The sequence below is a fragment of the Micromonospora sp. NPDC005237 genome (assembly GCF_040607775.1).
Classification (GTDB): Bacteria; Actinomycetota; Actinomycetes; order Mycobacteriales; family Micromonosporaceae; genus Micromonospora.
Genome location: NZ_JBEXHJ010000002.1, coordinates 90,685 through 115,776 on the forward strand (window position 1 = coordinate 90,685; position 25,092 = coordinate 115,776).

A 25,092-nucleotide genomic window follows, 5' to 3' on the forward strand; every position below is an offset into this window, starting at 1 on the left:
GGGGGACTCCATGCGGGCGATCTGGTTACGTGAATTCGGCGGTCCCGAGGCGCTGGTGCCCGGCCCGGCGCCCGACCCGAGCCCCGGCCCCGGCCAGGTGCTCATCGACGTCGCGCACGCGAACATCACCTTCGTCGAGACGCAGCAGCGCTCGGGGCGCCCCGGCCCGTTCCAGGTCACTCCACCGCTGATCCCCGGCAACGGCGTCGGCGGGGTGATCGTCGCCGTCGGGCCGGACGTCGACCCCGCCCGCATCGGGCGACGGGTGGTCAGCGCCACCGGCGGCTCCGGCGGGTACGCCGAGCGGGCCGTGGTGGACGCCGCCGCGCCCATCGACGTGCCGGCCGGGCTGGCGCTGGACGCGGCCGTGGCCATGATGGCCGACGGGCGTACCGCCACCATGCTCGTCGAGGCGGTCGGCGTCCGCCCCGGCGACCGCGTGCTGATCGAGGCCGCGGCGGGCGGCGTGGGCAGTCTCCTCGTCCAGCTCGCGGCGCGGGCCGGCGCGCGGGTGATCGGCGTGGCCGGCGGGCCGCGCAAGGTGGACCTGCTGCCCGGCCTGGGCGCCGAGGTGGCGGTCGACTACCGGCTGCCGGGCTGGGCCGACCGCATCCGGGACACGGTGGGCGGGGTCGACGTGGTGTTCGACGGCGTCGGCGGTTCGGTCGCCCGGACGGCGTTCGAGCTGCTGGCCCCGGGCGGCCGGATGATCAGCTTCGGGTTGGCCAGCGGCGAGTGGTCCCCGGTGGCACCGGAGGCCGCCGCCGAACGTCAGGTCACGCTGGTCCGGCCGGACGTGCCGCCCGCGCGGCTGCGGGCGTACACCATCGGGGCCCTGGCCGACGCGGCGGCCGGCCAGCTCCGGCCGCTGATCGGCCAGCGCTTTCCGCTGGAACGCGCCGCCGACGCGCACGCCGCCATCGAGGCGCGGGCGACGGTCGGCAAGACCCTGCTGGACGTGGTTTAGAGGTACATGCCGGTGCGGTGCTCCGACTCGTCGCGCCGGACCGGCTTGTCGCCCTCACCGAAGAACCGCTTGCCACCGAACTCGCCGTGCAGGCGGTCGTCCAGCTCGTCGGCGAGGCCGGTCATCACCTGCACCGCCAGCATGAGGTGGGTGGCCTGGAAGTTGCGCCCGAAGACCGGGATGGACGCCCAGACCGTGTCGTCGGCGCAGTAGAGGCGACCGATCGGCATCCGGTTGGTCAGCTCCGACAGCTTGACGTAGAGCCGTTCGGTCGGCTCGACCTCGGTGAGCACCGGGGAGAAGACGTCCACCAGGGATGGATTGTCCCGCACCCGCACGAAGACCATCGCCGAGCCGGCCCGGATGGTGATGTCGCCGTCCGAGTCGATCTGCAACCGCTCGGCGTCGGACTTCAGCATCGTGGACACGACGGTGCGGACGCGGTCCGCCAGGTCGAGCACGTCGTCCCGCTCGGCGGCCGCCTCGGCCAGCGCCTCCTGGAGGTCACCCTCGACGTCGGCGTCCGGGCCGAACTCGCTGCGCGCGGTGCCCAGCGGCTCCACCGTCAACGGCTCACCCTCGGCGTCGTGCACCAGGTAGACGAGGAAGGCTGGGTGCGGGGCGCCGTACACGTCGCGCAGCGTGCGGGACAGCAGCGGGGCGATCCGGGCCGCCTCCGCCGTCGTACCGTCCAGCCCGAACGAGCCGCCGGAGCCGGCCACCACCCCGGGCGGGGACCAGCCCAGCGCCACCATGTCCGCCACCGCGGCACGGTCCAGCCGGTAGCCCTGCGGCAGGGCGGCGTTGCCGACGGCCCGAGCCGACAGCCCGCCGTCGCCGGTCACGTCGACGCTGATCGAGTAGACGGCATCCCCCGTACCGGAGGCGGTGGGGTCGAGGGTCAGTTCGAGGTGCGCGCCGGCGGGCAGCTCCCGCAGCCGCAGGGCGAGCATCCGGGCGAACTCCCGCCACGCCTCGGTCACCTTGGCACGCAGGTCGGTGGTGCTGGGCTCGTCGAGCAGGATCGACTCTGCCGGCTCGGATATGCCGCCGGGCTCACCGTCCGGCGCCGAGGGGTGGTCAGCCGTCATGATCGCCTCCGTCCGTTCCGATCACCCTACCCACGCCGTCCGGGCGTCGAATCAGCCCGGACCGGGATCGGACACCGCCGCCTCTCGCCGTGGCGACGGCCTGGTGGCGGGGGCGCGGCGCGGCGCGGCGGGTCAGGAGGTGGGGTCGTCGGGATCGGCACCGAGCCGGACCGGCCAGTCGGCCGCGAGGGCGCTGAGCCGGGCCGCGGCGTCCGCCGGGTCGGCACCCCTGCCGACGGCCAGCCCGAGCAGGTACGCGGTGACCGGCGCCCCTGGCCGCAGCACCTGGTGGGCGACATCGCGGGCCAGGTCCAGCACCGCCGACACCGGCACCTCGGTCGGGTCCAGACCCACCTCGGCGCAGGCTGCCGTGACCCAGTCGTCCAGCACCGTCATCGCACCCACTCCTCCGCCCGGCGTACGTCCTCGTCAGTGTCGCAGTCGAACCAGGGCGGCGGACCGTCACCGGCCCACGGCACCTCCCGGACGGCGAGACCGGCCAACAGCGCCCGTACCGGAGCACCGGCCAGGCTGCCGCCCCGCTCGGCGGCCAGCCGGGCCAGCCCGGCCCGCAGCGCGGCGACGCGCCACACCCCGCAGAGCGACTGCCGCCGGCCGTCCGCGTCGACGAAGCACACCCCGTCGACTGGTCGCTCCCCGTCGAGGTGGGTCAGCAGGTCGCCGATCGCGGCGCGGGTGAGCAGTGGAAGGTCGGCGGCGAGCAACGCGACAAGCGTCGTGTCGGGATCGAGCAGTGCCAGCCCGGCCGCCGTCGCGGCGACCGGCCCGCCGCCGGGCGGATCCTCGCGGGTGATCCGCACCCCGTCCGCGACACCGTCACCCGGACCGACCAGCACACGCGGCGCGGCATCGTCCACGGCGGCCAGCACCCGGTCACGCATCGACCGGCCACCAACCGGAAGCGCGGCCTTGTCCACCCCGCCCATCCGTCGGGCGGCCCCACCCGCGAGCACCACTGCGGCGTACGTCCCCACCCGGTCACGGTAGCCGGGCCGAGTGCCCGGTGGCGGCGTGCGCTGCCGGGTGCTCGGTGGCGGCGTGCGCTGTCCGGTGCCCGGCGGGGCCCTGCCGGTGCCCGGTGGCGGCGTGCGCTGCCGGGTGCCTGATGACCGGCGGCCGTGCGGGTGGGCCGGGCCGGGGTGCAGGATGGCGGGATGGGACGGGCGACTGACCGACGGGGCGTACTACGAATCGACCTGGACGCGGCGGCCGACGGACGCGCAGCCGTCCGACGGCCGGACACCCTGGCCGTGGAGGAGCCGCTGGAGATCCGGGTCGGCGCGGCGGGCCCGGGCCGGCGCAAGCCGCTCGCCGTCACCATGCGCACCCCCGGCGACGACCTGGACCTGGCGATCGGGTTCCTGCTGACCGAAGGGCTGATCCGGTCGACCGACGACGTGCTGACCGCCCAGCTCTGCGCCGGCGCGGAGACGCCGAACACGTACAACGTGGTGGACGTGGTGCTCGCCCCCGGCGTGCCGGAACCGACCACCGACCCGTCCCGGAACTTCTACACGACCAGTGCCTGCGGGGTGTGCGGCAAGGCGAGCATCGACGCGATCCGGACGCGGTCGCTGTTCGACGTCACGGCGGACCCGCTCACCGTGCCGGCCGCCCTCCTCGCCGAACTGCCCGACCGGTTGCGCGCCGCCCAGCGCGGCTTCGACCGCACCGGCGGGCTGCACGCGGCAGGGCTGTTCAGCCCGGCCGGAGAGCTGGTGGTGCTCCGCGAGGACGTGGGCCGGCACAACGCCGTGGACAAGGTGATCGGCTGGGCGGTGCGGGAACGCCGACTGCCGCTGACCGGGCACCTGCTGCTGGTGTCCGGTCGAGCCAGCTTCGAGCTGACGCAGAAGGCGTGGATGGCCGGCCTGCCGCTGCTGGCCGCGGTGTCCGCGCCGAGCACCCTCGCCGTCGAGCTGGCCGAGGAGGCGGGCATGACGTTGGTCGGCTTCCTGCGCGGCCCGACCATGAACGTCTACGCCGGCCCGCAGCGGATCACGGTCGACCAGCCAGCCTGAACCTCAGCGGCCGGTTTGACCAGGTCCAGCCGTGGTCGCCGGGCCGACCCCCGAGGTGGCCATGGACCCCGCGCCGAGGTGCGGGCTACCGGGCCTGGGTCCAGCCGATGAAGCGCTCAGTCAGGCCAGCCGGTGGCGTGCCACCGTGCAGCTCGGTGAGGTGTTCGGTCGCCTCGGCCTGTAGCGCCGTCAGGTGCTCGATCAACTCGTCACGGCGACCGCGGTACTTACCGAGCAGGCGCAGTTTCGCGGCCGAGCAGGGCCACGCGATCCCGCAGGTGCGACAGCGCCACGTCGGCTTGAGCATTTGGTGTTCGGTCATCTGACAGCCCGCACCGGGTCACGCCGAGTCACCTGGCGGCTGGTCGGCCCGGACGTCAGCAGGTCGACCCCTTCGCGGAGCACGAACAGCTCCCGCCTGGCCCGTGCGGTGCCGTCCGATCCCAGCTCGTACGCCTCGATCCAGGTCCAGCCGTGGTAGGTGTGGCGGTCGGTGAGTTCGCGGATGACCCGGACCGTGATCGGCCGGATGAACTGCGGGCTCGCGGCGCGGGTCAGGCGAACAAGGTCACCGGCCTTGAGCGGTGGCGGGTTCGTGGGCTTGGGCGGCATGGTCCCCCTCCTCGTTGGGAGGGGCCGCCCCGGAGTGCTCGCCCGCGGGGCGGCCCCGATACGAACGCGACCGCCGGGTCTCGGGGGGTCCCTGCCGGCCGCGCCGTTCGGAAGGAACACTTCCAAGGGTTGCTATCCGAATACACTGCGTAGCAATATCTCCTGTGGACGTCTGGGACGTACGGGAGGGGTCGCGGATGAACCGCGCAGTCGCCGAGGCGATGTCAGCATCCGGCCTGACAGCGGACAGCCTCGCCGCCGAAATCGGGGTGGATCCAAAGACGGCGGCCAAGTGGGCGAACCCGGGACGGATTCCCCAGACGCGCCACCGGTCGAAGGTCGCGGCGGTCCTTGGCCGCGACGAGATGGACCTGTGGCCCGACCTGTTCAAGCGGCGCGAGCCAGCATGGCTCCGGCCCTGGACGGACATCGAGCGCGAGGCCGTCGGCTTGCGGTGGTACGAGTCCACCGTGTTGCCCGGTCTCCTGCAGACCGAGGCGTACGCGCGCGCCGTGCTGAGCAGCGGGCTCTGGGCCGACGACGACCTCGCGGCGCACGTGGAGACCCGGCTGCGCCGGCAGGCCGTCGTCTTCGATCGACCCCGTCCACCGCTGACCGTCTTCGTCATCGACGAGGCGGCGCTGCGCCGGGGAAGACCCGACATCATGGCCGAGCAGCTCGATCATCTGATGGTGCTCGCCGAACGGCCGGCCGTGATGATCCATGTGCTTCCCCTGACTGCTGGGTTCCACCCCGGCCAGGCCGGACCGTTCGTCATCGCCAGCACACCGGACGGCGGCGACGTCGGCTACCTCGACGATCAGGCGGCCGGGCGCCTCAGTAATGACGTTGCTCCACTCTGGGCGGTCTGGGATAGCGTGAGGTCGTTAGCGCTACCGCGAGACCTGACCATCGACCTGATGAGAGCGCGAGCATGGATGACGTGACCGGCGCCCGTTGGCGCAAGAGCACCCGCAGCAGCTCGAACGGTGGGGCGTGCGTGGAGGTGGCCGACAATCTGCCGGGCGTCGTGCTCGTCCGCGACACGAAGGACCGGGCCGGGGGCACGCTGGCGTTCGGCCCGGTCGCCTGGGCGAGCTTCGTCGATCTGGCGAAGGAGATTGGTCCGCTGGCGTGATATCCACTCCAGATCGCCGATGTGGGGGCATTCGGGCGTCCCGACGCCCCCACATCGCCGACCTTGAGTCGATCAACCATGGGAGTGCTCGGCTGCCCCTCCGCGATGCCCACTCGTCCGGCGTGGCCGCCACGGTCATGTGACCCGCGGGTCGGCGGCTTATGCGGCCACGATCTCGACAGCCCCGTGCGAGATCTTGACCTCGAACGCCATGCCGGTGCCCTTGGAGAGTTTGGCGAGTGTCGCGATCGACGGCGGCTGGTCGCCAGACTCCAGGCGCGCGATGACCGACTGGGTCATGCCCACCTTGCGAGCAAGCGCGGTCTGCGTCAATTCGTTCGCGGTGCGGTACTTGACGATACGGAGAGCGACGTCGCGAGCGAAGGCTGTCCGGTCCCACTCTGCGCGGAAATCCGGGTCCTGATGACCACACTCATCGACGACCTGCTGTGCAGTTTTGAGGTCGGAACGCTTTATCACTCCTCCTCCACATCCTTGATCCTTCGCTCCGCGGCCTTGACCGCTCGCCTGAAGTCTCGCTGACTGACAACGGCCTCCGGACCGATCGCGCCAACCATGCCCGATTACTACGTGTTCGATGGCGGGTACGGCTTGCAGCTCGGTCAGAGCCTGCGGGTGATAGAGGACTGACCAGGGGCGTCGCCGACTATAGCAAAAGTGCGATACTGCTGCTGCGCAATCTACGGCGGCTGGGCGACGACCGGCCGCGCGCGGGTCAGCGGCGGCCACGTCGGCTCCGCTTGCGGGGGCGGACCACGCCGGGCATCCCGACCGACGGCCAGCCGTCCAGCTCGGAGGGCGGCACACCGCGCCGGAGCAGGTCGTCCAGGAGCAGGGCCAGCGAGTAGTCGGGGTGCAGGCTCAGCGTGCGCTCCAGCGCGACCGCCGCCAGCGCCCCCTGCCCCGCTCGCCAGGCCGCGAACGCCAGCAGCGCACCGGGGGCGGCGGTCAGCTCCGGCTCGGCCCGGCGCAGCACGTCGGTCCAGAGGGCGATGTCCCGGTCGCGGCCGTCGGTGCGTTCCCAGGCGTGGTCACGGATGGGCAGGTGGGTCAGCAGCAGGCTCAGCCAGGCCACCTCGTCGTCGTCGAGGCGCTCACCGCGCCGCTGCCGGCGTTGCGCCTCGCGGACCGCCGCCACCCCGGCGGAACGCAGTGCCCGCCCGCCGAGCAGGTCGCTGGCGGGCGCCTGCTCGACCAGCTCGACCAGTCGCCGTTCCGCCCGGACGGTGGCCGCGTGCAGCGCGTCGCGGGCCGGGCCGTCCACCGGCGACACCTGCGCCACGAGGGCCGCCCGATCGGGGAGGGCGACCTGACCGGCGAACACGGCCGACGCGGTCACCGGGTTGGCCGTCGGGTCGTAGCGCCGACCCTCGGGTGGGCAACAGTCGGCCTCGGTGCACAGGTAGGACCACCACCGGCCGTCGGTCACCCGCAGCGCGTCGAGCACCTCCAGGCCGGCGCCGGTCAGGGCGGCGCGCACCGCGTCCACGCTCGGGGTCACCCGGTCGGGTGGCCCGTAGCCCACCACGGTGGCCGCCTCCGCGCCCTGCCGAGAGATCACCCCGGCCAGGTGTCGGGCACGCTCGACCGGGTCCGTGGACGGTTCGGGCAGGTCGGCGCGGGCGGCGAAGATGATCTGCCGGCCGCGCAGCGCCACCGCGACCACGCTGTCGGCGGGATGGAAGCCGAGCAGGTACGGCACGGCGGCGATCAGGTCGGCGGGCGAGCGGACGGAGAGCTTCGCACGTTCGGTCGAGGTCATGCAGGAAGGCTGCGTCCGTCCTGCGAAGCCTTCCAGGCCCTGTGGATGACACGCGGCTTATCCACAGTTACCGAGCGTATTCATGCAGGTGGACGCGTTTCGATGTGCTCACACGACACCCCGGTGTCATGGGCAGCGGCTACCGTGCGCTGATGGACCTGGCGTACCTGCGCGCGCATCCGGCACACCTGCCGACGTTCCGGACCCATCAGCGACTCCGCGAGACGCCGGTCGCCGGAGGGAACATCTGCGCCGCCGCCCGGCTCACCCTGGACGACGGCCACTCGGTCTTCGCCAAGTCCTGGCCGGAGCGGGCCGACCGGCCGGTGCCCGAGGGCTTCTTCGCCGCCGAGGCCGCCGGGCTGCGCTGGCTGCGCGAGGCCGACGCGATCGGCGTACCCGAGGTGATCGTGGCGTTGCCCGACCTGCTGGCGCTCGACTGGGTGGAGCCCGGCGAGCCGACGCCGGACGCGGCCGAACGCCTCGGTCGGGAGCTGGCCGCCCTGCACCGGGCCGGCGCACCGACCTTCGGTGCGGCCTGGGCCGGCTTCATCGGCGCGCTCGGGCAGGACAACACCCCCGACGACGGTCCCTGGTCGACATGGTTCGCCCGCCGCCGGCTCGCCCCCTATCTGCGGCTGTCGGTCGACGGCGGTGCGCTCAGCAGCGCCGACGCCGCGCTGGTCGAGCAGGTGATCGGCCGGGTCGGCGAGTTCGGCGGGGACGAGCCGCCGGCCCGGGTCCACGGCGACCTGTGGCCGGGCAACGTGCTGTGGGGCGTCGACGAGCGGGCCTGGCTGATCGACCCGGCGGCGCACGGTGGGCACCGCGAGACCGACCTCGCCCAACTGGCGCTCTTCGGCGGCGTCGCGCACCTGGATCGGGTGCTGGCCGCCTACCGGGAGAGCTGGCCGCTGTCCGACGGTTGGCGCGACCGGGTGCCGCTGCATCAGCTGCATCTGCTGCTCGTGCACACCGCGCTGTTCGGCGCGGGCTACCGCGATGCGGTCGTCGAACTCGCCCGAGCCGCCCTGGGCAGCGTCGAGCGCGCTACGGTCGACCGGTGAGTGTCGCCCCACGGACCGACGGCGTCCTCGTCGACCGGTACGGCCGCGTCGCGCGGGACCTGCGCGTGTCCCTCACCGACAAGTGCAACCTGCGGTGCACGTACTGCATGCCGGCCGAGGGGCTGCCCTGGTTGGCCGGCCCGGAGCTGCTCACCGACGAGGAGATCGTCCGGCTGGTCCGGGTGGCCGTCGAGCGGCTCGGCGTGACCGAGGTGCGGTTCACCGGCGGGGAGCCGCTGATCCGGCCCGGTCTGCTCGGCATCGTGGCCGCGGTCGCCGCGCTCGACCCCCGTCCGCGGATCTCACTCACCACGAACGGCATCGGTCTGGACCGGTTGGCGCCCGCGCTGCGTACGGCCGGTTTGGACCGGGTGAACGTTTCGCTGGACACCCTGGCCCCGGCCCGGTTCACCCAGCTCACCCGCCGTCCCCGCCTCGACGCGGTGCTGGCGGGGCTCGCCGGGGCGGCAGCCGCCGGGCTCGACCCCGTGAAGATCAACTCCGTGTTGATGCGCGGCGTCAACGAGGACGAGGCGCCGGCCCTGCTCCGCTTCGCGCTCGACCACGGCTACCAGCTACGGATCATCGAGCAGATGCCGCTGGACGCGCAGCACGGCTGGGACCGCAGCACGATGGTCACCGCCGAGGAGATCCTGGCCTCCCTGCGTACCCATTTCGATCTCAGCCCTGACCCGGCCGAGCGCGGCGCGGCACCGGCGGAGACCTGGTTGGTCGACGGTGGCCCGGCCCGGGTCGGCGTGATCGCCAGCGTGACCCGGCCCTTCTGCGGCGACTGCGACCGCACGCGGCTGACCGCTGACGGCCAGGTCCGCGCCTGCCTGTTCGCCACCGAGGAGTCCGACCTGCGGGCGGCGCTGCGCGGCGGCGCGACCGACGACGAGGTGGCCCAGCGGTGGCGCACCGCGATGTGGGGCAAGCGCGCCGGGCACGGCATCGACGACCCCACCTTCCTCCAGCCGACCCGGCCGATGTCCGCGATCGGGGGATGACCGTGCAGCCGAGACCGCTGACCGTCCGCTACTTCGCCGGTGCGCGCGCCGCAGCCGGCCGCGCCGAGGAGGTCACCCCCGCCGGTCGGTCACTCGACGACCTCACCACCGAGCTGGCCCAGCGGCACGGCGACCGGCTCGCCGCCGTGCTGCGGGTGGCCAGTTTCCTCGTGGACGGCGTCGCCTGTCATGATCGTCGGGCACCCCTGCCGGGCGGGGCCACGATCGATGTCCTGCCCCCGTTCGCGGGCGGCTGAGGGGGGCGCACACATGTTGGCGGTTCTGGGGTTCATGGGCGTCCTGGCGCTGGTCACCGGGCTGATCCACCTCTACCTGTGGAAGCGCCTCATCCGGGACACCACCACGCCGGGTCGCTGGCGGCGGATCGGCGTGATCGCCGCCCTGGTGCTGGCGGTGCTCGTGCCGGCCACCCTCGTCGGCACGCAGGCCGGCCTCTACTGGCTCGCCTGGCCCGGCTACCTGTGGCTCGCGGTGATGTTCTACCTGCTGGTCACGCTCGTCGTGCTGGAAGTGCCGATGCTGGTCGTCCGGCTGGTGCTGCGCCGCCGGGTGACCGCCGCCGAGCCGACCACCGCCGCGCCCGAGCCGGTGCTGGTCGGGGCCGTCGGGCCCGCCGATCCGCCGGCCACCGGCGCCACGACGGCACCGGACCACGACCCGGCCCGCCGTCTGCTGCTGGCCCGCGGAGCCGCCATCTTCGCCGGCCTCACCGCCACCGGCATCACGGGGTACGGCGTCCGCACGGCACTCGGCCCGCCCCAACTCGACCGGGTGCAGATCCCCCTCAGCAAGCTCCCGCGCAGCATGGACGGCCTGCGCATCGCCACCGTCTCGGACATCCACCTCGGCCCCCTGCGCGGGCGGGCGCACACCGAGCGGATCGTCGCCGCGATCAACCGTCTCGACGCCGACCTGGTCGCGGTCGTCGGTGACCTGGTCGACGGCTCGGTCGCCGAGCTGGGCCCCGCCGCCGCGCCGCTGCGTGACCTGCGCTCCCGGTACGGCAACTTCTTCGTCACCGGCAACCACGAGTACTACTCCGGGGTGGAGGAATGGGTCCAGGAGGTGGACCGCCTCGGCCTGCGGGTGCTGCAGAACCGTCGGCAGGAGATCCAGGCCCGGGGCGGTGTGCTCGACCTGGCCGGCGTGAACGACCTGGACGCGGACCCGGCGGGCACTGGCCTCGCCGCCGGTCCGGACTTCGCCGCCGCCCTCGGTGACCGCGATCCGAGCCGCCCTGTCGTCCTGCTCGCGCACCAGCCCCTCGCCGCGAAGCAGGCGGCCCGCTACGGCGTCGACCTGCAGCTCTCCGGGCACACCCACGGCGGGCAGGTGGTGCCGTTCAACCTGGTCGTCGGCCTGGCGCAGCCGGTGGTCAGCGGTCTCGGCGAGGTCGACGGCACGAAGGTCTACGTGACCAACGGCGCCGGTTTCTGGGGTCCGCCGGTGCGGGTGGGCGCCAAGCCGCAGATCAGCCTCGTGGAGCTGCGCTCGGCATAGCGGACGTCACGTCCGCGCGTGGCGGAAGGCGGGCGGCGCGACGGGCGTGACAGGATGCGGCGTGCCCCCGTTCAGCGCCGTACCCCCCGGTGGCCTCCCGCCCTTCGTCGCGGACCTGCACATCCACTCGAAATACTCGCGCGCGTGCAGCCGTGACCTGACGTTGCCGACCCTCGGGTGGTGGGCGCGGCGCAAGGGCATCGCCCTGCTCGGCACCGGCGACTTCACCCATCCCGCCTGGTACGACCATCTGACCGAGACGCTGCGGCCGGCTGAGCCGGGGCTCTACCGGCTCGCCCCGGAGGCGGAGCGCGACATCGCCCGCCGGCTGCCGCCGCGACTCGCCGGCACGACCGACGCCGACGCGGTCCGGTTCATGTTGAGCGTGGAGATCTCCACCATCTACAAGCGGGACGACCGGACCCGCAAGGTGCACCACCTCATCTACCTGCCCGACCTGGAAGCGGTGGCCCGGTTCAACACCGCGCTCGGCCGGATCGGCAACCTCGGCTCCGACGGCCGCCCGATCCTCGGCCTGGACTCGCGGGACCTGCTGGAGATCACCCTGGAGGCGAGCCCGGACGGCTATCTCGTCCCGGCGCACATCTGGACGCCGTGGTTCTCCGCGCTGGGCTCGAAGTCCGGCTTCGACGCGATCGCCGACTGCTACGCCGACCTGGCCGAGCACATCTTCGCCGTGGAGACCGGCCTCTCCTCCGACCCGGCCATGAACTGGCGCGTCGGCAGTCTGGACGGCTATCAACTGGTCTCGAACTCGGACGCGCACTCGCCGCCGGCCCTGGGCCGGGAGGCCACCGTGCTGACCGCCGAGCGGGACTACTTCGCCGTCCGGGAGGCGCTGCGCACCGGCGACGGCCTGGCCGGCACCATCGAGTTCTTCCCGGAGGAGGGCAAGTACCACGCGGACGGGCACCGGCTCTGCGGGGTCAACTGGTCCCCGGAGCGCACCCGGGCCGCCGGGGGGCGCTGCCCCGAGTGCGGCAAGCCGCTCACCGTGGGCGTCCTCAGCAGGATCGAGGAGCTGGCCGATCGACCCGACGGGCACCGGCCGGCACACGCCCGAGAGGTCACCCACCTGGTGCCGCTCGCCGAGATCCTCGGCGAGATCAACAAGGTGGGTGCCCGGTCGAAGAAGGTCGAGGGGCGACTCAACGAGCTGCTCGCCGCGCTCGGCCCCGAGTTGGAGATCCTGACCACGACGCCGTTGTCGGACATCGCGCAGGCCGGCGGCGAACTGCTCGCGGAGGGCATCGGGCGGCTGCGGCGGGGCGACGTACGCCGGGTGCCGGGTTACGACGGCGAGTACGGGGTGATCACGCTGTTCGATCCGGCGGAGCTGGGCTCGCAGGAGACGCTGTTCGACGTACCGGTGCCGGCGCAGCGGCGCCCCGCGGAGCCGGCGGCCAAGGCCACGGCCAAGCGCCCGGCGACGGCCAAGGCGGAACCGAAGCGCAAGCCGGCCCCGGCGCCCGCGCCGCCGATCGCGTCGCCGCCGTCACCGCACGAACCGTTCGAGCCGATGCTCTCCGGCATGGAGGAGGTCGGCACCGGCCTGCTGGACCGGCTGGACGCCATGCAGCGGGTGGCGGCGTCCGCGCCCGGTGGGCCACTGCTCATCGTGGCCGGCCCGGGCACCGGCAAGACCCGGACGCTGACCCACCGGATCGCGTACCTGTGCGCGGAGTTGAACGTCTTTCCCGAGCGCTGCCTCGCGATCACGTTCACCCGACGGGCCGCCGAGGAGCTGCGGCACCGCCTCGACGGTCTGCTCGGCCCGGTCGCCGAGGACGTCACCGTGGGCACGTTCCACGCGCTGGGGTTGACCATCCTGCGGGAGAACGCCGGCGCGGCGGGCCTGCCGGACGGATTCCGGATCGCCGACGACGCCGAGCGGGCGGCGGCGAAGTCGGAGGCCGGCGACGATCTCGCCGGCTACACGGCGCTGCTGCGCAAGCAGGACCTGGTCGACCTGGACGAGCTGGTGAGCCTCCCGGTGGAGCTGCTGCGGGCCGACCGGAAGCTGGTCGAGCGGTACCGGAACCGCTGGCAGTGGATCTTCGTCGACGAGTACCAGGACGTCGACGCGGTGCAGTACGAGCTGCTGCGGCTGCTCAGCCCCGCCGACGGCAACCTCTGCGCGATCGGTGACCCGGATCAGGCGATCTACTCGTTCCGGGGCGCCGACGTCGGCTACTTCCTGCGCTTCTCGCAGGATTTCACGGACGCCCGACTGGTCCGGCTCAACCGCAACTACCGCTCGTCCGCGCCCATCCTGGCCGCCGCCGTGCAGGCCATCGCACCGTCCTCGCTGGTGCGGGGCCGGCGGCTGGACCCGGCCCGACTCGACCCGGAAGCCCCACTCGTCGGGCGGTACCCGGCGGCGTCGGTGGCCGAGGAGGCCGACTTCGTGGTGCGTACCGTCGACGAGCTGGTCGGCGGCCTGTCCCACCGTTCGCTGGACTCGGGCCGGATCGACGGCCGGTCCACCTCGCTGTCGTTCTCCGACATCGCCGTGCTGTACCGCACCGACGCGCAGGCCGCCCCGATCGTGGACGCCCTGACCCGGGCCAACATCCCGGTCCAGAAGCGCTCGCACGACCGGCTGCGGGACCGGCCCGGCGTGGCGGCCATCGCCCGCGAGCTGCGGCACGCCGACGGGCTGGCCGGCTCGCTCGCCGCCCGGGTGCGCCTGGCCGGTCAGGTGGTCGCCGAGCGGTTCGCGGTGCCCACCCTGGACGGCGCCGGCAGCACGGTCCGCCCCGACGACGTCCGCTCGGCGGTGGACCTGCTGACCCCGCTGGCCCGCCGCTGCGGCGACGACCTGGAGACGTTCCTGTCGCAACTGGCCACCGGCGCGGAGGTGGACGCGCTCGACCCGCGCGCCGAGGCGGTCACCCTGCTCACCCTGCACGCCGCGAAGGGCCTGGAGTTCCCGGTGGTCTTCCTGGTCGGCGTCGAGGACGGGCTGCTGCCGTTGCGCTGGCCTGGCTCGACGCCCGACGAGGACGCGGTCGCCGAGGAACGCCGGCTCTTCTTCGTCGGCCTGACCCGGGCCCAGGACCGGCTGTACGTCAGCCACGCCGCCCGCCGGACCCGGCACGGCGTGGAGCGTGACTGCGCACCCTCGCCGTTCCTCACCGCGATCGACCCGGGCCTGTTCGAGCGGTTCGGCGAAACCGAGCCGCGCCGCCCCAAGGACCGCCAGCTCCGGTTGATCTGAGCCGGCCGCCGCGCTTTCGGTCGCCGTGATGCGTGGAATGCACGCTGTGTCGGCACCGAAACTGCCCGATCGGCGCGGGGTGGGGGTCAGCTCACGAGCGCGGCCAGCCACGTGCCCGCCAGCAGGGCCGGGCCCAGGGGCAGCAGGGTTTCGCGGCGGACTTGCCGCGCCACGAGCAGGCCGAGGACCAGGATCCCGTGCAGCAGATGTGGCAGGAGCAGCCCGGTGAGCAGGGCGTCGCGGCCCAGCCAGCCCAGCGGCAAGCCGAGGACGGCGGCGAGTTTCACGTCCCCGAAGCCCAGCCGGGATCCCGGCAGCAGGGCCAGCAGCACGTACGCCGCGCCGGAGACCGCCGCGCCGACCAGCGCGCCGACCAACCGCCCGGGAGTGCCGGCCAGCAGGGCCGCGCCGGTCAGGCCGCCGAGGGCCAGCAGGCCGGCCGCCGCGACCAGCGAATCGGGCAGCCGCAGGCACGCCAGGTCGACCGCGGCCAGCACCAACCCCACCGCCGCCACCGCGAGGAGAACCGGCAGCGCCGGATCGTCACCCTGAGCGACGGCGAGCCCCACGAACACCGCGGCCGCCAGCGGCGGACCGAGCCAGACCCCCGCGCCGCGTCGAGGCCGCGCCGGCCGGGAGGTGAAGCGCCGGGCCAATGGGGGTACGACGAATCCGACCACCCCACCGAGCAACGCCACCCCCACCAGCACAGCGGCCGACATGGGCCGGACGCTACCGGCGGTCGCCCGTCCGCGCCGTCCCCGATCGCGGTTCCGCGCCCGTCCGGCGCGGGCGTTCCGTGCTCACCACCAGGGCCACCCCGGCGACGATGACCGCCCCGCCGAGCAGCACCCGCCCGGTGATCGGCTCGGCCACCAGCAGCGCCCCGAGCGCCACCGCGACCGCCGGGTTCACGTACGCGTACGTCGAGACCAGCGAGATCGGCGCGTTCTGCAGCAGCCAGACGTACGCGGTGAAGGCCACCAGCGAGCCGGCCACCATGAGGTAGCCCAACGCCAGCCAGGACCGGGTGCTGACCGCCGCCGGGTGGAACTCGCTCAGCTCGCCCCGGCCGGCGGCGACAACGGCCAGCGCCACCGCGCCGGCCACCATCTGGTACACCGTGCCGACGAACGGGTCGGCGGGCACCCGGATCCGTCCCGACAGGAACGACCCGACCGACCACGCGATGGCTCCCACCACCACCGTCAGCGCGCCGACCAGCGGGACCGCGTCCGCGCTGCCGGCGGGCAGCACCAGCAGGACCAGACCGACGAAGCCGAACGTGACCCCGGCGAACGTCCAGACCGGGGGCCGGTCACCGGTGGCGGAGCGCAGCAGCACCACGAGCAGCGGCACTGTCGCCACCAGCAGCGCGGCGATTCCGGACGGCACCGCCACCCCGGGCGGCCCGGATTCGGCGAGCACCACCAGGCCGTTGCCACCGGCGAGCAGGAGCACACCGACCAGCGCGGCGGAGCCGAGCTGCCGACGCTGCACGCGAAGCGCGCCCGGCCCTCGGCGCAACCGCAGCACCACCGCCAGCACCAGGCCGGCGACGGCGAACCGCAGGGCGGCCGACAGCAGCGGCGGCAGCGTCTCCACCGCGACCCGGATGGCCAGATAGGTGGAGCCCCAGAGCAGGTAGACCACGATCAACGCGGTCCAGACCAGGGCTGGCTTGGCGGCGGCGGCGCGGCGGCCGGGCAGGGCGGCGGCGCTCGGTGGAGATGAGCTCATCGGTGGACCACGCTACGGTGACCTCGGAGTCGGCGTCGCGCATTGGTGGCCGGCCTCTCACCAGATGTGCAGGAGGGCGGCATGACGAACTACGGACCACCGGGTGAGGGCTTTCGAGGCCCGTGGCGTGGGCAACGGCCCGACGAGACGCCCGGCCGGCCGCCGCAGCAGCCCTATCCGTCGGGCCCCGAGCCCTACCCGCCGACGGTCCAGGCCTACCCGCCCGCCCCTGCGGAGCGCCCCGGGTCCTACGGCGACGGTCCGTACGGCGGCGTACCGGCGAGGCCCTACGGTGCGGGGCCCTCGTACGGCGGGGAGCGCGGGACACCGTACGGGGCTGAGCCGTCCGGCGCGCCCTACGGCGGCGGACGGTACGGCGGGGAGACCGGGGCGCCCTACGGTGGCGCGTACCCGCCGGCCGCGGCGAACCCCCCGTACGGCGGAGAGCCGTACCGGCCCGACGACGGCCCGTACGGCGGTGACCCCGCACCCGACCCGTCCGGACGCGGCAGAGGGCCGCTGATCGCTGTGGTGGCCGTCGTGGTGCTGCTGGCGCTGGCCGGTGGCGGCGCGTACTGGTTTCTCGGCCGGTCCGACGACCCGGCCGCCCCGGTGGCCGCGCCGACCGTTTCGGCCGGTGTCGGGGCGCCAAGCGCGGACGTGACCGAGCCGGCCGAGCCGGTGCCGAGCGCCGCCGCACCGGAGTCGTCGGCCGACCCGCGGTTCGTCAAGGTCGGCCAGTGCGTGCGCAACGACGGGGCGGCCGGCGGCAAGCCCAAGCTGCTGATCAGCGGCTGCACAGCGAAGTCGTACGAGGTGCTGCGCCGGATCGACGGCGCGACCAGCGGCGAACGCGACGCCGAGGCCAAGTGCGCCAAGGTCGACGGCTACACCAACTGGTACTTCTTCGACAGCGAGCTGGACACCCTCGATTTCGTCCTCTGCCTGAGGCAGCGCTGACCACCCACCCTCTGGGGATGACATGACGACCTACGGACCATCGGGTTCCGGGCAGCCGGACGACCCGTACCAGCGCCCGCCGACCGGCCCCGACGGCCCGCCACCGGTCGACCCGACCGTCCCCCAGTGGGGTCCGCCGCCACCGCAGCCACCGCAGTGGGGCCCGCCGCCGCAGCCGGCGCAGTGGGGTCCCCCGCCGCAGCCGGCGCAGTGGGGTCCGCCGCCGCAGCCCTCGGAGTGGGACGCACCGCCGGGGCCGTTCCCACCCGCCGGGCCCACTCCCGGCGAGACGGCGGCGCCGTGGCCTCCGCAGGCGCCCGGCGGGTACGGGATGCCACCCGTCCCGCCGGCGAAGAGGAGCGGCGGGAAGATCGCTCTCATCGTCGCGCTGGTGGTCCTGCTCCTGCTCTGTCCCTGTCTCGGCCTCGTCGGCTGGGCGGCGTGGAAGGTCGCCGACAGCGACAGCGACTCTGCCGCACCAGCCCCGTCGCTGAGCGCACCCGTCGTCCCGCCGGGCCTGCCCAGTGACGCCCCGAGCCCCGTCCTGCCGTCCCCGGACGAGGAGGAGTTCGCCAAGGGGGACTGCGTGGTCAACGACGGCAGCGAGGACGACGCGGACCTGCGCAAGGTGCCGTGCGGCCCGAACACCTACCAGGTGCTGCTGCGCATCCCGGCGACCACCGACGGGGACCGGTGCGAGACCCTCGCGCCGCAGGCGACCGCGAACTACGTGCACGACAATGCGATCGACGTGTTCGATTACGTGCTCTGCCTGAAGAAGCGGTGATCCTTGCGCAAACTAGGGCTGTCTAGCATGGACGCTAGACAGCCCTAGTTTTATCTCGACGGCCGCAACACGCCGGTAGCCCCATCTATCCATATCTAGCTTCGCAGCTAGAGGGCCCGATACTCTGCGATGCGTGGATCCGGTCCGCAACCCGTACGCCCCGGGCGCCGGCCAGCGCCCGCCCGAACTCGCCGGGCGGGGGCGGGAGCTGGACGTCTTCGACATCGTGCTGGAGCGCATCGCCCGCGGTCGGCCCGAACGCAGCCTCATGCTCACCGGCCTGCGCGGCGTCGGCAAGACCGTCCTGCTGAACACCCTGCGTTCCCAGGCGATCAACCGACTCTGGGGCAGCGGCAAGATCGAGGCCCGGCCGGACCAGTCACTGCGCCGCCCGGTCGCCGCCGCGTTGCACATGGCGGTCCGCGAACTCGCCCCCCGGCACCGCGCCCCGGACCGGATCGACGCCTTCCTCGGGGTGCTCAAGGCGTTCGCCCAGCGGTCCACACCGACCGGCCGCGCCGGGACCCCGTCCAAGCTGCGCGACCGGTGGCAACCCGGCATCGACGTGCCCGCCGCCAGTGGCCGGGCCGACTCGGGCGACATCGAGATCGACCTGGTCGAGCTGTTCAGCGACGCCGCCGCCGTGGCCAGTGACGTGGGCACCGGCGTCGCGCTCTTCATCGACGAGATGCAGGACCTCGGGCCGGAGGACGTCTCCGCGCTCTGCGCCGCCTGCCACGAGCTGTCCCAGATCGGCGCGCCGCTGATCGTCGTCGGCGCCGGGCTGCCGCACCTACCGGCCGTGCTCAGCGCCGCCAAGTCGTACTCGGAGCGGCTCTTCCGCTACCAGCGCATCGACCGGCTCGATCGGATCGCCGCCGACCAGGCGCTCTGCGCGCCGGCCGAGCGCGAGGAGGTGGAGTACGAGCAGAAGGCGCTCGACCTGCTCTACGAGAAGTCCGGCGGCTACCCGTACTTCGTCCAGGCGTACGGGAAGGCGACCTGGGATCATGCGCCACGGTCGCCGATCACCGCCGCCGACGTCCGGGTCGCCGCCCCCGAGGCCGAGGCCGAGCTGGCGGTCGGCTTCTTCGGCTCCCGGTTCGAGCGAGCCACCCCGGCCGAGCGCGAATACATGCGGGCGATGGCCACGCTGTCCCTGGTGGAGGGCGAGTCCGGCGGCGTGGTCCGTGACGACATGGACGCCGCGGTGCCCACCGCCGAGATCGCCCGCGCTCTCGGCCGGAAGCCGGCCAGCCTCTCCCCGGCCCGCGACGCGCTGATCAAGAAGGGGCTCATCTACTCCGGCGAACGGGGCACGGTGGCCTTCACCGTTCCGCACTTCGGCCGGTACCTGCGCACCCAGCCAACCTGACCGCCGCGCCCGCCAGCGCGTTCAGACCCTGGACCAGGGCGCCGGGAAGACCACCTCACCACGCGGCGGTGGACCCTCCTCGCTGGTGGACGGCGGCAGCACCAGCGCCTGCCAGGGCTCCCCGAGCCCGGCCCACGGGCTGGTGAGGCCCAGCTCCGCGGCCGGCCCGAAGCCGAAGCGGCGATAGAACGCCGGGTCACCGAGGACCACGACCAGCCGCTCGCCCAGCTCGGTGGCGGCGTCCAGCGCGGCCTGCACCACCGCGCTGCCGTGCCCGACCCGCTGTCGGTGCGGCGCGACCGCCACCGGCCCGAGCGCCAGGGCCGGCGCGACGGCACCGCGATCGGGCCGCACCCGCACCCGGGTGAGCAGCGAGTATCCGACGACCTCGCCGCCGTACTCGGCAACCATGGCCAGCTCGGGCAGCCAGGCGTCGGTGCCGCGCAGGTCGTCGACCAGCCCCACCTCCGGCGGCGTCTGCACCTCCGGTCGGGCGAACGCCGAGGCCAGCACCCGACGCACCGGGCCGGTATCGGCCGGACCTTCGGGGCGGAGCCGCAGCGTCGTCACCCGCGCGACGTTACCCGTGACGGCCCGTCCATCAGCGATGGTCGCTCGAATCGGCGTGGCGCACGTGCACATCGGCCGATCCGGATCCGGCGGTTGCCGGGGTAGCAAACGCCCCGACGGGGTATGACTGATCCATGACGCCCGTACGCTCCCTTGCCCGCGCCATGCTGAGCGGCATCTTCGTGGTCAGCGGGTACCGCAATTTCCGCAACCCGCACCGGCTCGCGGAAACCGCCAAGCCGGTCACCGACCGGGTCGCGCCGCTCCTGCAGAAGGCGCACCCGAACTTCCCCACCGAGACCGAGACGTTGATCCGACTCAACGCGGCGGTGCAGGTCGGCGCCGGGCTGATGCTGGCCACCGGGCGGTTCAGTCGGCCCGCCGCGCTGGTTCTCGCCGGTACGTTGGTGCCGGTCACCCTCGCCGGGCATCCGTTCTGGAAGAACGACGACCCGATCGCCAAGAACAACAACGAGATCCACACCCTGAAGAATCTCGGGCTCTTCGGCGGCCTCCTGCTCGCCGCCGCCGACACCGGTGGCAAGCCGGGGATCCGCTGGCGTACGGGTCACCGCATCGGCCACTCTCGACGTTCCATGCAGCGCGCCGTCCGCACCGCCCGCCGCGAGGCCCGGATCGCCGTCCGGTCAGCGGCCACCGCGCGTCGACTTCCCGGCTGACCTGCCTCGATCTGCTTCGGTGTCACCCCCACCCCCCGCTAAGGCGACGAATTACCTGAACCACCCGGTAGGCGTTAACGCGGTGGAAATGTCAAAAACATGTGTGGGATCGGACACGGTCGCATAACGCGGGAGGCACTGACGTGAGGCGCCGTTCTAGGCTCCGTGCAGGACCTGGACGGGTAGGACGACCTTGGTACGGGGGTGGCCACGCCATGCCGACGACTGTCGGTAGACGGGCGGACCGCCTCGCCCCAGTTCAACGCATGACGCGGGGGATCGATCGCAGGAACGTCGTACGGGGCGCCATCGTGGCCGCCGTCGCCTACGCCGCATGGCTCGCCATCGGTGAGTTCGGGCGACCGTACAACTTCTTCGACATGAAGATCTACCACGGTGCGGTGGTGTGGTGGGCGAGCGGTCATGAGCTCTACGAGTTCATCGCGCCCGGCACCACGCTCGGCTTCACCTACCCGCCGTTCGCCGGGCTCGTCATGCTGCCCATGGCGCAGCTGCCGATCGACGCGGCGGGGATGGTCAACGCCCTCGCCAGCATCGCGACGCTGACACTGGTGCTGGCCGGCCTGCTTCGCCCCATCGTGGACCGGTTGGCCTGGCCACTGTGGTTCACCGTGGCCCTGGCGGTGCCGCTCGCGCTCGCCATCGAGCCCAGCCGGGAGACGCTGGGCTACGGCCAGGTCAACCTCCTGCTGTTCGCACTGATCATGGCGGATCTGATCGGGCTGCGGTGGCGCTCGCGCCGAGGCACCCACTACGCCGCGACCGACGGCCCGTTGCTGCGCTTCCTCTACGGTGGCGCCTGGGCGGGTGCCGGCATCGGCCTGGCCACGGCGGTGAAGCTCACCCCGGCCTTGTTCATCGCCTACCTGCTGATCACCCGCCAGTGGCGGGTGGCGGCCACCGCGATCGGCACCACGATCGGCGTGACGATCGGGACCTTCGCGATCGTCGGCGACGAGTCGCGGACGTACTTCGGCAGCGTGCTCTGGCAGACCGAGCGGGTCGGCGCGGCCGACATGACGCCGAACCAGTCGCTCGCCGGCCTGCTGGCCCGGCTGTACGACTCGATCGAGACTCCCGGGCTGCTCTGGCTCGCCTTCTCGGTGCTGATCCTGGCGGTGGGTCTGTCCCGGGCGGCCAGCTCGCGCGCCGACGGTGACGAGCTGACCGCGTTCACGCTGGTCGGCCTGACCGCCAACGTGATCAGCCCGATCTCCTGGACGCACCACCTCATCTGGGTGATCCCGGCGATCATCGTGCTGGCCGACGCCGCCGTCCGTCGACGGGAGGCGAGCAGGGGTCTGGGGCAGCGCACCGGCCAGGGCGCCGCATTCGGTGGCCTGAGCGGGCTCAACGGTCTTCGCCCGCCGATCTGGTATCCCACGCTGACCGGGTTCCGGCACGGCGTCGCCGCCCTCGGCCTCTACCTGCTCTTCCTGATCTCGCCCATCTGGCCGTACGAGCACCAACTGCCGGAGGTGTCGCACTACCAGGACGGTCTGTTCGGGGCGCTGATGGAGAACTCGCTGGCCCTCGCGCTGATCGTGCTGGTCGCGGCACTGCCCTGGCGGCCCGGCGCCGAGCCGGCGTTCTACGGCGAACGGCTCGCCCGGGCCGTGCTGGTCAACGGCCGCCGCTGAGCGGTCAGGGACAGTTGACCCATTCCTCGGTGCCGTCGGCGAAGACCTGCCGTTTCCAGATCGGCAACCGGGCCTTGGCCTCGTCGACCAGCCGGGCGCAGGCCGCGAAGGCCGCGGCGCGGTGCGCGGTGCTCACCGCGGCGACCAGCGCCACGTCACCGATGGCCAGCGGCCCGACCCGGTGCGAGACGGCCACCGCGTAGACGTCGGGATCGGCGGCGATCTCGGCGGCCACCTCGCGCAGCACCTGCGCGGCGCTCGGGTGCCCCTCGTACTCCAGGCTGACCACCGGACGCCCGTGGTCGTGGTCGCGTACGACGCCCTGGAAGGAGACGACCGCGCCGGCCCGGCGGTCGGCCACCGCCGCCTCGTGCGCGGCGAGGTCGAGGGGCTGGTCGGTGACCTCGACGACGGTGATCGCCGGCGCGGTCACGACGCCCGCTCCCCGGGCAGCAGCGGCAACGGCACGATCGGCACCCGATCACCCTGCGCACCGTTGGTGCCCGGTCGGATGACGGCGAACCCGTCAGCGCCCGCGAGCCCGCGCAGCATCGCCGACCCGACGTGCCGCACCGGGTACGCCGTGCCGGCGGCCCGGTCCAGGCGAACCAGCGCGAGATGGGTGTGATCGCCGCGCCCGGGCACCGCCTCGGCCAGCGTGGCCTGGGGCAACACCGGCATCGAGCGACCCTGGAGCCCGGCGAGCAGCGGCGCGACCAGTGACACCAGCGCGACGATGGCGGACTGCGGGTTGCCCGGCAGGCCGGCGACGAACCGGACCCGCCCGTCGTGATCGGCCAGCCGGGCCAGCAGCATCGGGAAGCCGGGCCGGACCGCCACCGTGTTGACCACGTAGTCGGCGCCCAGCGCCTCCAGGGTCGGATGCAGGTGGTCGACCGGGCCGTGCATCGTGCCACCGGTGGTGCAGACCAGGTCGGCGCTGGTCAGCGCTGCGCGCACCGCCGCCACGTGCGCGGGCAGCGTGTCGGCGACCGGGCCCACCACGTCCGACGGGCGGACGTGGCAGCCGTACCGACGTAGCCACGCGGGCACCGCCGGGCCCAGCGCGTCGCGCACCCGGCCCGCCCCCGGCGGACCGGACGTGAGCAACTCGTCACCGAAGACCAGCAGCGCGGCGCGCGGCGCCCGCCGGACCCGCAGCGTGTCGTGCCCGCAGGAGGCGGCCAGGCCGATCACCGCCGGGTCGACCGGCGTGCCGACCGGCAGAAGCTCCTCATCGGCGTACGCCTCCTCGCCCGGCTGCCGCCACTCCGGCGTCGGCCGGGGCGTGCCGCTGACCAGGCCGCCCGTGACGGTGGACTCCTCGATGCGCAGCACGGCGGTGGCGCCCTCGGGCACCATGGCCCCGGTCGCGATCTCGACGGTCGTGCCGTCCTCGGCGAGTGGCGTGGGGGTGTTGCCGGCCAGCACCCGCCCGACGACGCGCCACGGCCCGGTGCCGCGCACCGCCCAGCCGTCCACGCTGGAGGTGGGGAACGCGGGCAGGTCGGTGCGGGTGGTCAGCGGCTCAGCCAGGGTCAGCCCGTCGGTGTCGACCAACGGCCGGGCGACGGCAGGCAGCGCGGCGGCCAGACCCACCGCGTACACCCGGGACCGCGCCTCCTCCCACCCTGCTGGCGGGGGCGCGGCGACCCGGCCCGCGGTTGGTGCGGTTTCCGTGCTCACCGACCGAGCCTATCGGGGCGGACCGACGCCCGCCGGGCCTGGGCGCGGACCGGCCGGTGGTCGCCGGCGCGGACCGATCAGTGGTCGCCGCCGCGAAGCTGGTCGACGGCGTGGCCGAGGATCGGCCCGAGCACGGCCAACCCGTCCCGGGCGCCGCCGGTCGAGCCGGGCAGGTTGACCACCAGCATCCGGCCGGCCACCCCGGCCAGGCCCCGGGACAGGACCGAGGTGGGCACCCGCTCGCGACTGTGCGACCGGATCGCCTCGGCGATGCCGGGGATCTCGTAGTCCAACAGAGCCCGGGTCACGTCCGGCGTCCGGTCGGACGGGGTGATCCCGGTGCCGCCGCTGGTCAGCACCACGTCGACACCGTCGCCGAGGGCGTCCCGCAGGGCGGCGCCGACCGGCTCGCCGTCGGGCACCACCACCGGCTCGTCGACCTGACAGCCCAACTCGCGTAGGCCGGCGACGAGCAGCGGGCCGCTGGTGTCGGCGTAGACGCCGGCCGCGGCCCGGTTGGACGCCACGATCACCCGGGCCTGGATCACGGCCGATCCTCCGGCCGGACCCACTCGCCGGTCTTGCCGCCCTCCTTGCGCAGCACCCGGACCGCCTCCACCGAGGCCGCCGGATCAACCGCCTTGACCATGTCGATCAGCGCCAGGCCGGCGACCGCGACCGCGGTGAGCGCCTCCATCTCGACTCCCGTCCGGTCCGCCGTGCGAGCGGTGGCGGTGATCTCCACGGTGTCCGCGGTCAGCCGCAGGTCGACGGTGACACCGTGCAGGGCGATCGGGTGGCAGAGCGGGATCAACTCCGGAGTGCGCTTGGCCCCCATGATGCCGGCGAGCCGACCGACCGCCAGCGCGTCACCCTTGGGCAACCCGTCGCGGTGCAGCAGGTCGACGACCTCGGGCGTGGTGCGCAAACGGCCCGCCGCGACGGCCACCCGGCCGGTCACCGGCTTGGCAGAGACATCGACCATGCGGGCCGCGCCGGCACGGTCGACGTGGCTGAGCTGCGCGGGTTCGGTCACGGCCGTGAGCCTATCGTCGCGGTACGACGCACCGGGGCTCGGAAGGGGCGGCGGCCCGGTATTCGCCGGGTGCGACAGCGCTCACCGGGCCGCGCCCCTCCCTCGCTGGACCCGCCGCCGAGGTC

The 25,092-nt window shown here is 73.5% G+C and carries 27 protein-coding genes and 1 pseudogene; 14 read left to right on the forward strand and 14 right to left on the reverse strand.

Going from position 1 to position 25,092, the window contains the following annotated elements:
- Nucleotides 1-10 precede the first annotated feature (10 nt).
- On the forward strand, nt 11-967 hold the full coding sequence (locus ABZT87_RS05335; protein WP_355133824.1) for a zinc-binding dehydrogenase: 957 nt from the start codon (nt 11-13) through the stop codon (nt 965-967).
- Here the strand turns inward: ABZT87_RS05335 and ABZT87_RS05340 are convergent.
- The 3 genes from ABZT87_RS05340 to ABZT87_RS05350 form a co-directional block, all read right to left on the reverse strand.
- The gene (locus ABZT87_RS05340) at nt 964-2,058 is read right to left on the reverse strand and encodes a hypothetical protein (RefSeq protein WP_354855796.1); all 1,095 of its coding nucleotides are present in this window, start codon (nt 2,056-2,058) and stop codon (nt 964-966) included. The two genes, ABZT87_RS05335 and ABZT87_RS05340, sit on opposite strands and share 4 nt — an antisense overlap.
- A 132-nt stretch (nt 2,059-2,190) precedes the next feature.
- Nucleotides 2,191-2,454: a DUF6457 domain-containing protein gene (locus ABZT87_RS05345; RefSeq protein WP_234582654.1), complete on the reverse strand. Its 264-nt coding sequence runs from the start codon at nt 2,452-2,454 to the stop codon at nt 2,191-2,193.
- The gene (locus tag ABZT87_RS05350) at nt 2,451-3,053 is read right to left on the reverse strand and encodes an NTP transferase domain-containing protein (protein WP_355133826.1); all 603 of its coding nucleotides are present in this window, start codon (nt 3,051-3,053) and stop codon (nt 2,451-2,453) included. Before ABZT87_RS05350 ends, ABZT87_RS05345 begins: the two co-directional genes overlap by 4 nt.
- Before the next feature lie 180 nt (nt 3,054-3,233).
- Here ABZT87_RS05350 and fdhD point away from each other — a divergent pair, with 180 nt between their 5' ends.
- On the forward strand, nt 3,234-4,100 hold the full coding sequence (gene fdhD, locus ABZT87_RS05355) for a formate dehydrogenase accessory sulfurtransferase FdhD (RefSeq protein ID WP_355133828.1): 867 nt from the start codon (nt 3,234-3,236) through the stop codon (nt 4,098-4,100).
- Nucleotides 4,101-4,185: 85 nt separating this feature from the next.
- On the opposite strand, the gene ABZT87_RS05360 is transcribed toward fdhD, so the two are convergent.
- Together ABZT87_RS05360 and ABZT87_RS05365 are read right to left on the reverse strand one after the other, a co-directional pair.
- Nucleotides 4,186-4,422, reverse strand: a complete 237-nt coding sequence (locus ABZT87_RS05360) for a flavin reductase (protein WP_354855793.1) — start codon at nt 4,420-4,422, stop codon at nt 4,186-4,188.
- A complete protein-coding gene (locus ABZT87_RS05365) occupies nt 4,419-4,712 on the reverse strand; it encodes a hypothetical protein (protein WP_354855792.1) in 294 nt (97 codons plus the stop codon). The genes ABZT87_RS05360 and ABZT87_RS05365 overlap by 4 nt, the downstream gene beginning before the upstream one ends.
- Nucleotides 4,713-4,909: 197 nt before the next feature.
- On the opposite strand from ABZT87_RS05365, the gene ABZT87_RS05370 reads away from it, so the two are divergent.
- Entirely contained in the window at nt 4,910-5,659 is a 750-nt protein-coding gene (locus ABZT87_RS05370; protein WP_355063418.1) for a DUF5753 domain-containing protein, read from the forward strand.
- Nucleotides 5,656-5,850: a DUF397 domain-containing protein gene (locus tag ABZT87_RS05375; RefSeq protein WP_354855822.1), complete on the forward strand. Its 195-nt coding sequence runs from the start codon at nt 5,656-5,658 to the stop codon at nt 5,848-5,850. The genes ABZT87_RS05370 and ABZT87_RS05375 overlap by 4 nt, the downstream gene beginning before the upstream one ends.
- Before the next feature lie 159 nt (nt 5,851-6,009).
- Here the strand turns inward: ABZT87_RS05375 and ABZT87_RS05380 are convergent, their stop codons facing one another.
- Nucleotides 6,010-6,330: a helix-turn-helix transcriptional regulator gene (locus ABZT87_RS05380; protein WP_355133830.1), complete on the reverse strand. Its 321-nt coding sequence runs from the start codon at nt 6,328-6,330 to the stop codon at nt 6,010-6,012.
- A gap of 256 nt (nt 6,331-6,586) precedes the next feature.
- Nucleotides 6,587-7,633: a DUF4192 domain-containing protein gene (locus ABZT87_RS05385; RefSeq protein ID WP_354855790.1), complete on the reverse strand. Its 1,047-nt coding sequence runs from the start codon at nt 7,631-7,633 to the stop codon at nt 6,587-6,589.
- A gap of 152 nt (nt 7,634-7,785) precedes the next feature.
- On the opposite strand from ABZT87_RS05385, the gene ABZT87_RS05390 reads away from it, so the two are divergent.
- The 5 genes from ABZT87_RS05390 (at nt 7,786) to ABZT87_RS05410 (ending at nt 14,472) form a co-directional block, all read left to right on the forward strand.
- A complete protein-coding gene (locus tag ABZT87_RS05390) occupies nt 7,786-8,700 on the forward strand; it encodes a fructosamine kinase family protein (protein WP_355133832.1) in 915 nt (304 codons plus the stop codon).
- Nucleotides 8,697-9,710, forward strand: a complete 1,014-nt coding sequence (gene moaA / locus ABZT87_RS05395; protein WP_355063408.1) for a GTP 3',8-cyclase MoaA — start codon at nt 8,697-8,699, stop codon at nt 9,708-9,710. Before ABZT87_RS05390 ends, moaA begins: the two co-directional genes overlap by 4 nt.
- Nucleotides 9,707-9,967, forward strand: a complete 261-nt coding sequence (locus ABZT87_RS05400) for a MoaD/ThiS family protein (RefSeq protein WP_354855787.1) — start codon at nt 9,707-9,709, stop codon at nt 9,965-9,967. The genes moaA and ABZT87_RS05400 overlap by 4 nt, the downstream gene beginning before the upstream one ends.
- Nucleotides 9,968-9,980: 13 nt before the next feature.
- Nucleotides 9,981-11,231, forward strand: coding sequence for a metallophosphoesterase (locus ABZT87_RS05405; RefSeq protein WP_355133834.1), 1,251 nt, complete (start codon nt 9,981-9,983; stop codon nt 11,229-11,231).
- A gap of 61 nt (nt 11,232-11,292) precedes the next feature.
- Nucleotides 11,293-14,472 (forward strand): UvrD-helicase domain-containing protein, encoded by a 3,180-nt coding sequence (locus ABZT87_RS05410; RefSeq protein WP_355133836.1) that lies wholly within the window; start codon nt 11,293-11,295, stop codon nt 14,470-14,472.
- A gap of 86 nt (nt 14,473-14,558) precedes the next feature.
- Here the strand turns inward: ABZT87_RS05410 and ABZT87_RS05415 are convergent, their stop codons facing one another.
- Together ABZT87_RS05415 and ABZT87_RS05420 are read right to left on the reverse strand one after the other, a co-directional pair.
- On the reverse strand, nt 14,559-15,194 hold the full coding sequence (locus ABZT87_RS05415) for a prepilin peptidase (RefSeq protein ID WP_355133838.1): 636 nt from the start codon (nt 15,192-15,194) through the stop codon (nt 14,559-14,561).
- Between the two features lie 10 nt (nt 15,195-15,204).
- Nucleotides 15,205-16,212, reverse strand: a complete 1,008-nt coding sequence (locus tag ABZT87_RS05420; RefSeq protein WP_355133840.1) for an EamA family transporter — start codon at nt 16,210-16,212, stop codon at nt 15,205-15,207.
- Nucleotides 16,213-16,716: 504 nt separating this feature from the next.
- On the opposite strand from ABZT87_RS05420, the pseudogene ABZT87_RS05425 reads away from it, so the two are divergent.
- The 3 genes and pseudogenes from ABZT87_RS05425 to ABZT87_RS05435 form a co-directional block, all read left to right on the forward strand.
- Nucleotides 16,717-17,172, forward strand: a pseudogene (locus ABZT87_RS05425) (flagellar basal body protein FliL); the annotation flags it as partial.
- A gap of 331 nt (nt 17,173-17,503) precedes the next feature.
- A complete protein-coding gene (locus ABZT87_RS05430) occupies nt 17,504-17,959 on the forward strand; it encodes a hypothetical protein (RefSeq protein WP_355134580.1) in 456 nt (151 codons plus the stop codon).
- 133 nt (nt 17,960-18,092) lie between these two features.
- The gene (locus ABZT87_RS05435) at nt 18,093-19,334 is read left to right on the forward strand and encodes an ATP-binding protein (protein WP_354855782.1); all 1,242 of its coding nucleotides are present in this window, start codon (nt 18,093-18,095) and stop codon (nt 19,332-19,334) included.
- A 21-nt stretch (nt 19,335-19,355) separates the two neighbouring features.
- Here the strand turns inward: ABZT87_RS05435 and ABZT87_RS05440 are convergent, their stop codons facing one another.
- Nucleotides 19,356-19,904, reverse strand: a complete 549-nt coding sequence (locus tag ABZT87_RS05440; RefSeq protein ID WP_354855781.1) for an N-acetyltransferase — start codon at nt 19,902-19,904, stop codon at nt 19,356-19,358.
- Nucleotides 19,905-20,038: 134 nt separating this feature from the next.
- On the opposite strand from ABZT87_RS05440, the gene ABZT87_RS05445 reads away from it, so the two are divergent.
- Complete coding sequence (locus tag ABZT87_RS05445; RefSeq protein ID WP_354855780.1) at nt 20,039-20,584, forward strand: DoxX family protein; 546 nt, start codon at nt 20,039-20,041, stop codon at nt 20,582-20,584.
- A 215-nt stretch (nt 20,585-20,799) separates the two neighbouring features.
- A complete protein-coding gene (locus tag ABZT87_RS05450; protein ID WP_355133842.1) occupies nt 20,800-22,245 on the forward strand; it encodes a glycosyltransferase 87 family protein in 1,446 nt (481 codons plus the stop codon).
- A gap of 4 nt (nt 22,246-22,249) precedes the next feature.
- Here ABZT87_RS05450 and ABZT87_RS05455 read toward each other — a convergent pair whose 3' ends face one another.
- The 4 genes from ABZT87_RS05455 to moaC all read right to left on the reverse strand — a co-directional run bounded on the left by ABZT87_RS05455 (nt 22,250) and on the right by moaC (nt 24,967).
- Nucleotides 22,250-22,678: a molybdenum cofactor biosynthesis protein MoaE gene (locus ABZT87_RS05455; protein ID WP_355063396.1), complete on the reverse strand. Its 429-nt coding sequence runs from the start codon at nt 22,676-22,678 to the stop codon at nt 22,250-22,252.
- A complete protein-coding gene (locus ABZT87_RS05460) occupies nt 22,675-23,931 on the reverse strand; it encodes a molybdopterin molybdotransferase MoeA (protein WP_355133844.1) in 1,257 nt (418 codons plus the stop codon). Before ABZT87_RS05460 ends, ABZT87_RS05455 begins: the two co-directional genes overlap by 4 nt.
- A 77-nt stretch (nt 23,932-24,008) precedes the next feature.
- A complete protein-coding gene (locus ABZT87_RS05465; protein WP_355063392.1) occupies nt 24,009-24,479 on the reverse strand; it encodes a MogA/MoaB family molybdenum cofactor biosynthesis protein in 471 nt (156 codons plus the stop codon).
- Nucleotides 24,476-24,967, reverse strand: coding sequence for a cyclic pyranopterin monophosphate synthase MoaC (gene moaC / locus ABZT87_RS05470; protein ID WP_354855775.1), 492 nt, complete (start codon nt 24,965-24,967; stop codon nt 24,476-24,478). The genes ABZT87_RS05465 and moaC overlap by 4 nt, the downstream gene beginning before the upstream one ends.
- Nucleotides 24,968-25,092: the final 125 nt, after the last annotated feature.